The sequence below is a fragment of the Xenorhabdus sp. PB62.4 genome, assembly GCF_014467285.1.
Classification (GTDB): domain Bacteria; phylum Pseudomonadota; class Gammaproteobacteria; order Enterobacterales; family Enterobacteriaceae; genus Xenorhabdus.
The window spans coordinates 200,348-214,546 of the sequence record NZ_NKHR01000005.1 but is presented as its reverse complement, the minus strand read 5'-3'; the positions used below and the strand labels follow the sequence as shown (position 1 = coordinate 214,546).

The window sequence follows — 14,199 nt, the reverse complement described above, 5'->3', positions numbered from 1 at the left end:
TTTTTAGCCAACAGCCAGAAGAAATAAGGTGAATATCCAAATCGCTTTTTATATAAAATACTGACATAACACAATCCTGCACATTGATTTTACTGGCAGTACATCACAATTTTATGACAGAAAAATGATTATTTAGGTTCTGTTTATCTTTAACCTTATTTAGTCATGTCATTAAATGAACAAATTTATTAAATCGTCTGGAGGATTTTGAATTTAAATCAGAATGAAGTGATAAATGTAAATGATATAAGTGAATTAAAATAAAGCATGGATTTTTTAAAATTAAGGTCTTACTACCGATGAAGACGTTACAGGAAGAGCATTGGTTTACAAGATATAAAAATAGAGTTATTCCTTCAGGAGGGTTTGAACAATTTTTGAAGTCAGAAGGTTACTAATAAAGTATGGAAATGAAGAATATACCTGTGAAGTAAAAGGAAACAGCATATTTAAAAGTGAGTGACAGACTTCATTGTCCTTATTTTGAAGGGGTTATATAGAATAGTGATAATTTATTCTATGAGAAAAATTTTAGCATTGCCCGGTATTTCAGAAAAAAGATAATAAATGTTTCATAAAATCGCAGTACAACCTGATGTTGTACTGCGATTAACATCGTTATTAATCAGCGTGTTTAGTCAATGTTATTTATTCTGACTAGCTATTTCCTGCTTGTGTTTCTTTTCACTCAACATGACAAACAAAAGCAAAATGACAGAGAGTGCGCTGCCGCCGATCATCACCATAAAGCCACCGTCCCAACCGAAGAAGTCAACGGTGTAACCAACGATAGCGCTGGCTGCTACTGAACCACCCAGATAGCCAAACAAACCGGTAAAGCCTGCTGCTGTTCCCGCTGCTTTTTTCGGTGCCAGCTCAAGCGCGTGCAGACCAATCAGCATGACAGGGCCATAAATCAGGAAGCCGATAACCAGCATACAGATCATATCAACATTTGGGTTTCCTGCCGGGTTCATCCAGAATACAACAGTGGCGATAGTCACTAATGCCATAAAGAATACACCGGTTGCACCACGGTTGCCTTTGAACACTTTGTCAGACATCCAGCCGCACAATAGCGTACCCGGAATACCTGCGTACTCATACAGGAAATAAGCCCAGGAAGATTTATCTAACGCAAAATGCTTCACTTCTTTCAAATAAGTTGGTGACCAGTCGAGAATACCGTAACGCAACAGATAAACGAACACGTTGGCAATCGCGATCATCCACAGCAATTTATTAGGCAGGACGTACTGCATGAAGATCTCTTTTGCAGTCAGTTCCTTTTCATGTTTCTCTGTGTAATCAGGCGGATAATCATTTTTGTACTCTTCGATTGGCGGTAAACCACAAGATTGTGGGGTATCACGCATCAAAGTGAAAACGATTATCGCCACGAGGATAGCGGCAAATGCAGGCATATAAAGCGCCGCTTTCCAGTCATTGAACCAAGCCATACCTAGCAGGAACAACAATGGAGGCAAACCCCCACCAACGTTATGGGCACAGTTCCAGACTGAAACAATCCCGCCACGTTCTTTTTGTGACCACCAATGAACCATGGTGCGTCCGCAAGGAGGCCAGCCCATACCCTGGAACCAGCCACAGAGGAACAGCAGAGCAAACATGATAGCAATGCTGGATGTTGCCCACGGTACGAAGCCCATAAACAGCATGACAGCCGCAGCCAGTATTAGACCGGCAGGCAAGAAAACACGCGGATTCGAGCGGTCGGAAACGGAACCCATGATGAATTTTGAGAATCCGTATGCAATTGAAATTCCCGACAGGGCAAAACCAAGATCACCTCTGGAGAAGCCTTGCTCTACTAAAAAAGGCATTGCCAGGGCAAAGTTTTTCCTTACCAGATAGTAGGCTGCATAGCCAAAGAAAATCCCCATAAAAATTTGCCAGCGCAAGCGGCGATAGAGTGGATCTATTTCTTGCGCAGGCAACCGGGCTTTATGGGGAGCTGGTTTGAAAATACTTAACATGTTTGTCTCCACATGACTTTTGTATGAGCGCTTTATCACCGCTGGACAGTGATAGTGTTAAACGAGCATGATTATGTTAAACGAAAAATTTTGACTAAATTATTTTCTATATCGAAGAGAATATTAGCTAAAACAACCTAATATATCTATGAAGTATCGCTAACATATAGATATTATTTCGTAAGATGGCGATTTTGAGTGATTTTATGGTTTTTTTAAATACAATTTATTTATATTAGCGTGATGAATATCACAATAAATAGCTTTGCTGGTTATTTTTGTACGTTTAAAGTTCGTTTATGTTCCTTATCACGCAAAGGCTCATTATTTTCAGGGGAATTTTTCTGGCGCAGTAATCATAAAGTCATACGAATATAACCCGCATAAATATAACTCTATATAAATGTAATTTAATAAATTAACGGCCGCATTACTCCGCCCAAACTTTAGCTAAAGTTGTTATTTAATTGATGGTAGGATTTAAATGATGTTTTCATTTATTTATAGAAACTGCTCTTTATTTACCTGTTTGGCGTTTTTTATAACAGGATTACAAATAAAATGTTTGAAATTAAAATTCAAAATAATAGATATTACTACAAATAGTTATTCATGCTCATGATAGTGGTTTTCATGCGGTGTCGAATAACTGTTTTTGATGTAAAATATAATAATATCAAGGCGTTAAATGGTCTTGGTGCAGCTTGTATAGGCGTAATACATTCTGTCCCACTATGAAGACCAGGCGTTTATAAGTTGATTGTTTAATTAATCAAAGATTACAAAATAATACTAATTAATATATTTATTAAATTCGTACTAAATTTTTTGCAATTTATTTTTCTTATTCAGTTAAAGTCTACATAAGGTATTTGTAAATGCTGAATGTAGGCCAAAACTGCAAAATAACGACTACCAGCATTGATGCCTCCATTCATCATTAAAAATGATGATACAAGTGGAGCTCAGAATGAGAACATCATTATGAATACTTACACACACAAGGCAATATTACACACAGCATTTATTGGGCAAAAATCTTCTCCTGCTGATGATACTAAAATAGATAGTAATATCAGTCACATGATATCCACGCTGGAACCGTGGTTTAAAAATGTCCCTTCTCAGTTGGCTCAATTGGCAAAAGCTGTACCGAATGACATCGCAGTTTCAGATCCACATGAAACATTGACATTTGGTGAACTCAATCAGCGAATTGATAATGCAGCACATATTTTGCGTCACCACGGCGTCAAAATGGGAAGCAATGTTGCCATTGCGGCCCAGCGGGGTATTTCATGGTTTGTTACTATGCAGGCAATTTGGCGGATAGGGGCAGTATATATCCCCTTGAACACCATGATGCCTGAAAAACGCCTGAATGATATTCTCGCCAGTCTGCCGGAAAGTATCTTGATATCTGATGATACGGTGTCGGCAGGGCTTAAGGCGTCAACATTAATCCCCATGGAAGTTATCTTAGCCAATATCAATGAGATAACTGAAGTGGCCGAAAGTATTGAGATCCCTGAGCTAGGCGATCATCCTGCTTATGTGATGTTTACCTCTGGCTCTACGGGGTTGCCAAAAGCAGTACAAGTACAGCATGACAATCTGGCTGCTTGCTTATGTAGTTTTGGCAAGCTGCTGTCAATCAGTCAGCGTGACCACATGTTGGCGCTGACGACGTTCTCCTTTGATATTTCAGTCCTGGAATTGCTGCTGACTGTGGTTCATGGCGGTAGTATCTACATTACTTCAATTGATACTCAACGTGATGCGATAGCATTGTCCGAAACGTTGTCAGATCCGCGGTTTACTTTTGCCCAAGCCACACCTGTTACCTGGTCAATGGCTTTAAATGCGGGCTGGAAACCGCGTCCTGAAATGGGCATGATTTGCGGTGGGGAAGCACTGTCACAGGATCTTGCGGATCAATTGACAGACACGGGAGGAACGTTATGGAACGCTTATGGCCCGACAGAAACAACTATCTGGTCAACAGCGTTCCGCATGAAAAAAGGCGATAAAGTTCAATTGGGCGGGCCTATTCCGGGCACCAGTATCACCATTGTGGATAAATATCTGCGTCCTGTTCCTAAAGGAACAGTAGGCGAGATCCTCATCGGTGGACTGGGCGTGACTGCGGGTTATCGCAATAACCCGACTGAAACCGCGAAAAGATATGTTCCCGATATGACACAGAAAGGTAACAGGGCATATTTGACGGGGGATATGGCACGTATGCTTGACGATGGCTCTCTCATTTACATGGGCAGACAGGACGATCAGGTCAAAGTGCGTGGATATCGAATCGAGTTGGGTGAGATTGAAATTGCACTAAGAAAGCAAAACGGCATACAGGATGCCATTATCCGGGTGGCTGGCAGTGGCGACTTTGCCAAGATCCAGGCATTTGTGCTGTTTAATCCAAATATGGTTGTGCCGGAAGACTGGGTGCATGCAACACAAATATCGCTCAGAGAAGTATTGCACGAAGCCTGGATACCGACTGAATATTATCGTATCCCTTATATTCCGCTGACAAGCAGTGGCAAAAGAGACAGAAAGCGGTTAGAAGAAGTTGCGGAACGATTGAATGCCAGTTATGACGTGGTACAGCCACAAACAGAAACGGAAAAACGCGTTTATGCCATCTGGCGTGATTTATTGGGGACGGACGCATTTGGAATTACTGATGATTTCTTCCAGATCGGGGGGCACTCCATCCTTGTTGCTCGCATGGTAGAAAATATTGAGAAAGCATTTTCACTGCGGGTACCGATTTCCGGCATTTATGTTGAACCGACAGTTGCCAGAATCTCTGCCATTTTGGATGAAATGCAAGCTGCTTATCAGGCAAATCCTGTTCAGAATATAGGAAATTATCATAGCGAAGCACTAATCCGTCAGCATGCTGAAACGCTCAAAAATGATGTTTATCTGAAAGAAAGTATTCGTCCCGATGGATTGCCCCGGGCTAATTGGTATCAACCAGAGACGGTATTGCTGACAGGCGCGACCGGATATCTTGGTCTGCATTTACTGGAGCAATTATTGAAACAAACTTCGGCCAGAGTCATCTGCTTATGCCGGGCATCTGATGAAAAACATGCCCGCGACAGAATCAAAGCCGGCTTTAAAAATTACCAGATTGATGTAGGTAATGGTCTTGACCGTGTGGATTTCATTATCGGTGATTTGGGGCAGCCACGTTTTGGTTTGCTGCCGGAAACATGGACACAGATTGCAGAAAGTGTTGATGTTATTTATCACAACGGGGCGTTGGTTAATTTCATTTACCCCTATAGTGCACTGAAGGGAATCAATGTCGATGGTACTAGAACGGCATTGGAACTCGCCTGCACTGCGCGCTTGAAACATTTCCATTATGTTTCCTCCGTGAATTCACTGTTTGCGACAGAATCACCTCGTCCTTATCTGGAAGATGATCGTGCTATGAGTGAATCGGTGCGTGATCCTTCTGGCTATTCAGGAAGTAAGTGGGTATCAGAAGGGATCATCAATATTGCCCGCAAACGGGGCGTACCCGTGAGTATTTACCGGCCTGGCCTGATTCTTGGACACACCCGTACAGGCGCTGCACAGGGCAATGATTATCTGGTTGCATCTTTGAAAGGCTATCTGGCAATGGGTTTTTATCCTGACCATGCTCTGTTGCTTGATATTGTACCGGTGGATTATGTGGCGGCATCGTTAGTCCATATCTCCAAGAAACCAGAATCCAATGGAAAATTCTTCAACTTGTTCAACCCAGAACAAGTTTCTATCCGGCAATTTTTCGACTGGGTGAAGGAATTCGGCTACATCCTCAACCCCGTCCCGTTTAATGAGGGTAAAGAGAAGATCCTCGCGTTGGATGATACGCACCCGCTGTATCCGCTGATCCCCCTGATCAGGGATATGACGAAGAGACCTTATCGTGCTCTGGATCCTGCTTATATTGATGAAATTCACCCTGAATTGGAGTTGAAAAATACGCTGTCAGGGTTAGCAGGAAGCGACATTCGCTGCCCGACGATTACGGCTGAATACGTTCATCAAGTATTACGTTATCTGATTGGCACTGGATTCTTACCGGCCATCTTGGCAGAAAGTTTCAAAAAGGAGGCTATAGCATGAAACAGTCAACAGGAAATGATGCTATGAATTGGGCGGTCGTCATCAATGCCAAAAAGCAGTATTCAGTCTGGCCTGCTGAGTATGATATCCCGATGGGATGGATGACAATTGGCAGGATGGGATCAAAAGAAGAGTGCCTGAACCACATTGCTGCCATTTGGCCAGAGCCGACAAAATAGATTACTGGCTTATTATCAATATTTATTAATCACTGTCATGGGCATGCTTCTGCGGGTGCATGCCCATTTTTTTACTTCCATTTTTCATTTTGTTTGCGTCCTTATCTGATTATCAAAGCGTGATATTTATCACGATACGTCCTTTTTTTACGCCATTTCATGCGCGTTTCTCGCTCGTTATTGTTCCTTATCAAACAAAAAACACGGGTGTTGTATATATTTTATCTATCCCAACAAGACATTGACTAGCCGGATACATGACTGGCATAGAAGCGAAAGAGGAGCATCTTCAATGAACGGCTCTCCTGTAACAGAAACCGATGTCATCATTATCGGCGGAGGCGCGACAGGTGCAGGAATTGCAAGGGATTGTGCCCGCCGCGGTTTACGCTGCATTTTACTGGAACGTCATGATATCGCCACGGGGGCGACAGGGCGTAATCACGGTCTGCTGCATAGCGGGGCGCGTTATGCTGTCACGGACAGCGAATCGGCAAAAGAGTGCATCAAGGAAAATAAGATCCTCAAGCGCATTGCCCGCCACTGTATTGAAAAAACGAATGGCTTGTTTATTACCTTGCCGGAAGATTCTTTGGAATATCAGCAAACTTTCATCACCGCGTGTGAAAAGGCGGGGATTGATGCACAAGCGATGGAACCTGAAGAAGCCCTGCGTCTAGAGCCTTCTGTTAATCCTGTTTTAATTGGTGCGGTGATGGTGCCGGATGGCACAGTCGATCCATTCAGATTGGCCGCTGCCAATATGCTGGATGCTAAAGAACACGGCGCTCAAATATTGACCTATCACGAAGTCATGGGATTGATTCGGCAGGGAAGCAAAATTACCGGCGTTCATGTCTATGATCATCAACGTGCTCGCCTGTATGACATTCATGCTCCGATCGTTGTAAATGCGGGAGGCATTTGGGGACAAAGGATCGCGGAATATGCCGATTTGAAGGTACGGATGCTTCCGGCAAAAGGGGCTTTGCTGATCCTTGGTCACCGGATCAACAATATGGTTGTCAACCGTTGTCGCAAGCCTGCTGATGCCGATATTCTCGTACCCGGTGACACCATTTCATTGATTGGCACAACCTCCACACGTATTGAATATGATCAGATCGACAAGATGTTCGTGACACCGGAGGAAGTCGATATTCTGATTCGTGAAGGATCGCGACTCTCTCCTCAACTTGCGAAAACGCGCATTTTACGCGCTTATGCCGGTGTACGTCCTTTAGTGGCAAGTGATGATGATCCTCCTGGCCGCAATATCAGCCGGGGAATTGTGCTGCTCGATCATGCTCAGCGTGATGGTCTGGAAGGGTTCATTACCATTACTGGCGGTAAATTGATGACTTATCGGCTTATGGCTGAAAGGGCGACAGATAAAGTCTGTGAAAAACTGGGTGTGACAGAAAGTTGTACGACAGCACAGGAGCCTCTGCCCGGTTCATGGGATACCGCTGAACAAACGTTGCGCACGGCGGTTGCCGTATCTGCACCGATCCGCGGGTCGGCCGTATATCGTCATGGTGATCGTGTCGCCAAGCTGTTGAGTACAGAACGGTTGGACAAAAGTTTGGTGTGTGAATGTGAAGCGGTAACAGCAGGAGAAGTACGTTATGCGACAGAATCCTTAACGGTCAATAACCTGCTGGACTTACGTCGCCGGACGCGCGTTGGAATGGGAACCTGTCAGGGAGAACTGTGTGCTTGCCGTGCCGCAGGGTTACTCAATCGCCTCGGTGTCACAACGGAGCAGGAAGCTGAACAGCAACTGGCCCATTTTCTGAATGAGCGCTGGAAAGGCATTCGCCCAATCGCTTGGGGAGATGCCTTGCGGGAAAGTGAATTTACCAGTTGGATTTATCAGGGACTATGCGGTTTGGACGAAGAAATCATCAAGAACCCGCCAATCACGGAGGCTAACGATGAAATTTGATGTGGTGATTATTGGCAGTGGATTGGCAGGGCTGACGTGTGGTATCCGGCTGGCAGAGGCAGGAAAGTCCTGTGCGATCGTCAGTGCTGGTCAAAGCTCACTCTATTTTTCATCAGGTTCAATGGATTTTCTTTCCCATTTACCTGATGGTCGTGAAGTTACACACCCTTTAACTGCTTTATCTGAACTGGCTGAACAAGCACCGGCACATCCTTATAGCCGCATGGGCGAAGAAAATGTGGCTTCGTTGATTTATCGTGCTGAAAATCTGCTTAGAGAAAGCGGGTTAGCCATGAAAGGATCGGCTTCCCAGAATCACTATCGCATGACGCCGATTGGTCGTCGGCGCATGGCATGGTTAAGTCCGGCACGCGTTCCTACCCATGAATTGGAATGGTCGTTCCTTTGTGAAAAATCGTCTTGGGAAAATGTGGCCGTCATCGGCATTGAAGGTTTTCTGGATTTTCAACCCAAAATGATTGCCGGCGCATTGCAAAAGCAGGGGATAAAAGCACAAGCAAAAGAAGCTCACCTGTCTGTGTTGGACCGATTACGCGATAACCCCAGTGAATTCCGTGCGGTTAATATCGCCCGTCTGCTGGATTTGCCAGAAAATTTATCTCTGCTGGCAGAAGAAATTAACCGACTATCGACAGGGCATGACGTCATTATTTTACCGGCTTGTATCGGGCTGGAGTCTGATGAAGTCGTCGGAAACTTACAGATACAGGTGGGAAAACCGATTTATTTATTGCCGACACTGCCACCTTCCTTGCCTGGTATCCGTGTTAATCAGGCAATGAATGCCCGGTTCCGCCAGCTTGGTGGTATTGTGATGGCGGGTGATAAGGTGAATCGCATCGAGATAGAAAATAACTGCATCACCGGCGTTTATACCCGCAATCATGGTGACATTCCTCTGCGCACTTCTCATGTGGTTTTGGCAACCGGCAGCTTTTTTAATAACGGCCTGAAAACAGAATTTAATCGTGTCTATGAACCATTGCTGAATCTGGATTTGCTGGCGAATCCTGAACGCGGGCAGTGGACACGAAAAAACGTCTTTGCTCCACAGCCTTATCTGAAATTCGGGGTTAACACGGATGAATATTTGCGGCCACTGAAAGCGGGCAAAGCGCTTAAGAATCTCTATGCAGCGGGAGCGGTATTAGGCGGATATGATCCGCTGGCAGAAGGTTGCGGTGCAGGAGTTTCTTTGCTGAGTGCGTTGTTTGTTGCTGAACAGATTGTTGCTGAACAGATTATTTCTGAACGGTTCGAAGCGGGGCAGACCATCAAACCATCAATGATATCCGGGCAAATTGAGGCAAGGGAGGTGACGCAATGAGTCTTCTCGACAACAGTTTCGAAAGTTGTATTAAGTGCACGGTGTGTACGACTTATTGCCCGGTTGCTAAGGTAAACCCGCTATATCCGGGACCAAAACAAGCCGGCCCGGATGGAGAACGTCTGCGCCTCAAAGATCCTGCGCTCTATGATGACGCGTTGAAATACTGCACTAATTGCAAACGGTGTGAAGTGGCCTGCCCATCTGATGTAAAAATTGGTGAGATCATCCAGCGGGCTAAAGCCCATTACAGTCCACATCGCCCTAAACTGCGGGATGCCATCCTCAGTCATACGGATTTGATGGGAACCTTATCCACGCCGTTTGCGCCTGTCGTCAATGCCGTTACCCGCCTGAAACCGATGCGTCATCTGCTGGATAAGGCCTTAAAAATTGACCATCGGCGTGAACTGCCAAAATATTCCTTCGGGACATTTCGCCGTTGGTATCGTAAGCAGGCTGAAATTCAACCGCAATTTAAGGAACAAGTGGCCTATTTTCACGGCTGTTTTGTCAATTACAACCATCCGCAATTGGGAAAAGATCTGTTGAAAGTTTTTAATGCGATGGGGATTGGCGTTCAATTGCTGACACGGGAAAAATGCTGTGGCGTACCATTGATTGCTAACGGTTTTATTGAACAGGCAAAGCGTCAGGAGCGCGTCAATCTGGCTTCTTTGACAGAAAGCGTCATTGAGCGTCAAATCCCTGTGGTGGCGACTTCATCCAGTTGCACCTTCACCCTGCGAGATGAATATCCACATATTTTAGATGTTGATACCCGATCGGTACGTGATCACGTGGAATTGGCAACGCGCTATCTCTATCGACTGCTGGATAAAGGGCGTGATTTGCCCTTGAAGCATACACCGCTGAAAGTGGCCTATCACACGCCATGTCATATGGAAAAAATGGGCTGGGCTGCCTATTCTATTGAATTGATCAAGCGTATTCCGGGTGTTGAATTGATAATCCTTGATTCCCAATGTTGCGGCATTGCAGGTACGTATGGCTTTAAGGCGGAAAACTATGATGTTTCCCAAGGGATCGGCGTGAATTTATTCCGCCAGATTGAAGCGAGTGGTGTCGATTTGGTGATTACGGATTGCGAAACCTGCAAATGGCAGATTGAGATGTCGACCAGCAAGAAATGCGAGCATCCGATAAGTTTATTGGCAAAGGTGGTGGATTCAGGGGGGTAGGTTTTGCTTGATGAGTCAATTAGGTGAGCTATTCGCCTCATTTTGTGAGGCGAATAGCGTTGTTATTCGCCTCACAAGATGAGTAGAATGGTTCGATAGTTGGCATCATAAGGTGAAATTTAATGTGGATATGGGAACAAAAAAATTGGCCTGACTTTAAATGGAATGAGCATGTTCTGACCCCCATATTGCGGGAAATTCATTTTAATCAGGGATTATTGCTAGGAAGAGTAAGTACTGAAAACACAGAACAATCAACATTGGATAATCTTCTTGCCAGTATTCTCTATTCTTGCGAAATCGAAGGTGAAAGGCTGAATGCGGCATCAGTTCGTTCTTCATTAGCAAATCGATTAGGCATCAGTGAAACGAAGCCTTATCCAACAAGTGAACAATCTGATGGCATGGCTGAAATAGCCTTTGATGTGGTGGAAAGATATAACGAACCATTGACGCTTGAACGCATTTTGAAATGGCATGAGTTGATGTTTCCCAAGGGTTATACTTTGTTTAATCCTATCAAAGGAGGGCAGTTGAGGCATGGAGGAATGGAAGTTATCTCTGGCAGAATAGACAAACCGATTATTCATTTTGAAGCGCCACCTGCCGAAAGGTTACAGGAGGAGATAACAAAACTTATTGCTTGGTTCAATCAATCTCGTTATGAATTCAATCTTGATCCCATCTTGCGGGCAGCCATCATACATTTATGGTTTGTTACACTGCATCCAATGGAGGATGGTAATGGGCGTATTACCCGTTTCCTGACTGATTTGGTATTGGCGCAAGGAGAAAATCGCTCAATCCGGTTTTATGCCATGTCAGTGAGTATTTGTGAACGCCGTAAACAATATTATGAAATATTGGAACAGACACAGCGTAATGGCTTGGATATTACCGATTGGATGCTATGGTTTCTGCAAACATTGAATGACACGCTGATTGCTAAATTGAAGCAAATTGATAATACGGTGAAAAAGACCCGGTTCTGGCGTTGTATTGATCAAAGTCAGTTGAGTGGAGAACAGAGCAAGGTCCTGAATAGAATGTTGGATGGTGATTTTCAGCAAGGTATTAACAGCAGCCAATATCAGAAAGTTGCTAAAGTCAGCCGTGCAACAGCAACCCGGCATTTAAATCATCTGGTGGAACTTGGCTGTCTGGAAAAAACGGAGGCTGGTGGCCGTAGCACGCGTTATATTATTCATCATATTTGAATCGATTTTGAGAAAAGTGCCTCACTATGATTGGTGCACCTATCACTGTATGTACAATGATAGGTGGTTTAATATCATACAAATAACATTATTTGGCTGTCCTGTAGAGGGAAAGATCTCACGTTAATTATTATCGCAATCATTTAATATAACCAATCCTGCCCCATTCGGTCTGCGGCCAAAATCGCGGCGTAAACCTGCTCTGGTGTCACAGTAAATGGCATATTGTGAATGGTTTCCCCTTCCGCACAACTCGCTATGGCAACCTGCATAATTTTCTGATTCAGTTTTTCATTATCACGCAAGCCCAATTGTTCCAGCGTGACTGGCAAACCTACCTGTACACAAAAATCGAGCACAGTTTCCAGCTCTTCACTTGAACTGTTTTCTAAGATCAATTGTGTCAGCGTACCGAATGCCACTTTTTCTCCGTGATAGAGATGATGACACTCTTCCAACACCGTAAAGCCATTGTGGATAGCGTGAGCGGCAGCCAGACCCGCACTTTCAAAACCGATACCGCTGAGGTAGGTATTCGCTTCAACAATATTTTCAACCGCAGGCGTGCTGACACCCGCTTCCACTGCCAGTTTTGCTTTGTAACCTTCTGCCAGCAAGGTTTCATAACACAGTTTTGCCAGGGCCAGACCTGTGGTGGATGTTGCCCCGCCAGCCATAGTGGGTTTGTGGGCGGCACTGTTGGCTCGTGCCTCAAAATAGGTGGCGAGTGCATCCCCCATTCCTGCCACAAACAGACGAATGGGCGCTTTGGCAATAATATTGGTGTCCATCAACACGACATTCGGGTTTTGTGGGTAGATCAGGTAGCTGTCAAACTCACCCAGTTCGGTATACAGGACGGAAAGGGCACTGGTCGGTGCGTCGGTTGAAGCAAGGGTAGGCGAAATAATCACCGGTATTTTGGATTCGTGTGCAATGGCTTTGGCTGTATCAAGCGTTTTTCCACCCCCTAGCCCAACCACAGCCTGACACTGATTACTGACTAGAATGGCAGACAGGCGCTGGATTTCACTACGGCAGCACTCACCGTTAAAAACTTCGAAGTGGCTGGTGACTTCGTGTTCCTCCAGGCTTTTGCCGACGGTATCCCCAATAAGGCTCATCACGAAATTATCGGCAATCACGAAGACGTGGTCAGCAAGCATTTTGGTGTATCGACCAATGTGAGATAACGCACCTGGCCCCTGAATATATTTGGATGGAGACTGGATCACTTTCAGCATAAGAAATATTCCTTCTTCACTGGAAACTAGGCATAGAGTGTCACAATACTGGCATGGAGCAGGTTACAAACAGTGTTATGTCAAAGTATGTGCTTACCCGCCCATCAACACGATACATCAACACTATACGGCAAAATATACCGAGGGGTTATGAGTAAAAGCAGGAAATGTGTGATTCGGTAAGAAAAACGGGAAGAGGATTGATGCAGGGTATGGCGATTACACAAAATACTAAACAAGGTCTATAAATTCATTTTTCAGTCGGTGAAATAGCTATCAGGGGCATCGCATCAATCCCCCTAATTCAGTTACTTGTTACTTTTCGGTATCTTTTTGCAACATAACGACATTATCTGGCTCCGACACACATTTAGCCAATTGAGCCACCAGCACTAACTTCACTTTTTCGACAGCCAATAGCCCTGTTTATGCGGCCAATTCCGGCAAATGTTGCTAACCATCAAGATAATTTGTTTTTTTCATCCCTTTATGCAATGAATTACGTTACACTATGTATCGATTTTTGTTGCATTATGTAATGTTACGCGATACAATTTCAATGAAAAAATGAAGGATTGAGGGATGATCAAAAGTTTTAAGGAAGGTCAGTCGGGTTCTCTGGCTCGATTCTATTTAGATGGTAAGCGGAGCAAAGATATTCCGGTGACAATAGAATCATCGCTGAAACGTAAACTCGATATTATAGAATCAGCCACAACAGAGCACTCTTTATTCTCCCCGCCGGGAAATAATTATGAACGTTTATCCAGTTCGCTAGAAGGGTGGTCGAGTATCAGGGTTAACATTCAATGGCGGCTTATTTTTCAATGGCGGGACGGGGCAGCATACGATATCTACCTTGATCCTCACAAATATTAAATAAACTACCCCGCCACAAGCACGGGGAATTCAACTTAAAGA

Annotated in this window: 9 protein-coding genes; 7 read left to right on the top strand and 2 right to left on the bottom strand. The window is 44.4% G+C overall.

Features of this window, described 5'->3' with window-relative positions; genetic code table 11:
• Positions 1-644 precede the first annotated feature (644 nt).
• A complete protein-coding gene (gene glpT / locus Xenpb_RS07135) occupies positions 645-1,997 on the bottom strand; it encodes a glycerol-3-phosphate transporter (protein ID WP_187653681.1) in 1,353 nt (450 codons plus the stop codon).
• 984 nt (positions 1,998-2,981) lie between these two features.
• Between glpT and Xenpb_RS07130 the strand changes: the two genes are divergently transcribed.
• The 6 genes from Xenpb_RS07130 to Xenpb_RS07105 all read left to right on the top strand — a co-directional run bounded on the left by Xenpb_RS07130 (position 2,982) and on the right by Xenpb_RS07105 (position 12,034).
• Positions 2,982-6,140, top strand: a complete 3,159-nt coding sequence (locus Xenpb_RS07130; RefSeq protein ID WP_187653680.1) for a thioester reductase domain-containing protein — start codon at positions 2,982-2,984, stop codon at positions 6,138-6,140.
• Entirely contained in the window at positions 6,137-6,319 is a 183-nt protein-coding gene (locus tag Xenpb_RS07125) for an MbtH family NRPS accessory protein (protein ID WP_187653679.1), read from the top strand. Before Xenpb_RS07130 ends, Xenpb_RS07125 begins: the two co-directional genes overlap by 4 nt.
• A gap of 292 nt (positions 6,320-6,611) precedes the next feature.
• Complete coding sequence (gene glpA / locus Xenpb_RS07120) at positions 6,612-8,267, top strand: anaerobic glycerol-3-phosphate dehydrogenase subunit A (protein ID WP_187653678.1); 1,656 nt, start codon at positions 6,612-6,614, stop codon at positions 8,265-8,267.
• On the top strand, positions 8,257-9,615 hold the full coding sequence (gene glpB, locus Xenpb_RS07115; protein WP_187653677.1) for a glycerol-3-phosphate dehydrogenase subunit GlpB: 1,359 nt from the start codon (positions 8,257-8,259) through the stop codon (positions 9,613-9,615). The genes glpA and glpB overlap by 11 nt, the downstream gene beginning before the upstream one ends.
• A complete protein-coding gene (gene glpC / locus Xenpb_RS07110; RefSeq protein ID WP_187653676.1) occupies positions 9,612-10,817 on the top strand; it encodes an anaerobic glycerol-3-phosphate dehydrogenase subunit GlpC in 1,206 nt (401 codons plus the stop codon). Before glpB ends, glpC begins: the two co-directional genes overlap by 4 nt.
• Before the next feature lie 122 nt (positions 10,818-10,939).
• Entirely contained in the window at positions 10,940-12,034 is a 1,095-nt protein-coding gene (locus Xenpb_RS07105; RefSeq protein ID WP_187653675.1) for a Fic family protein, read from the top strand.
• 143 nt (positions 12,035-12,177) lie between these two features.
• Here Xenpb_RS07105 and Xenpb_RS07100 read toward each other — a convergent pair whose 3' ends face one another.
• Positions 12,178-13,278, bottom strand: coding sequence for a glycerol dehydrogenase (locus Xenpb_RS07100; RefSeq protein ID WP_187653674.1), 1,101 nt, complete (start codon positions 13,276-13,278; stop codon positions 12,178-12,180).
• Between the two features lie 582 nt (positions 13,279-13,860).
• Between Xenpb_RS07100 and Xenpb_RS07095 the strand changes: the two genes are divergently transcribed.
• Positions 13,861-14,157, top strand: coding sequence for a type II toxin-antitoxin system RelE/ParE family toxin (locus Xenpb_RS07095; RefSeq protein WP_187653673.1), 297 nt, complete (start codon positions 13,861-13,863; stop codon positions 14,155-14,157).
• The last annotated feature ends 42 nt before the right edge of the window (positions 14,158-14,199 follow it).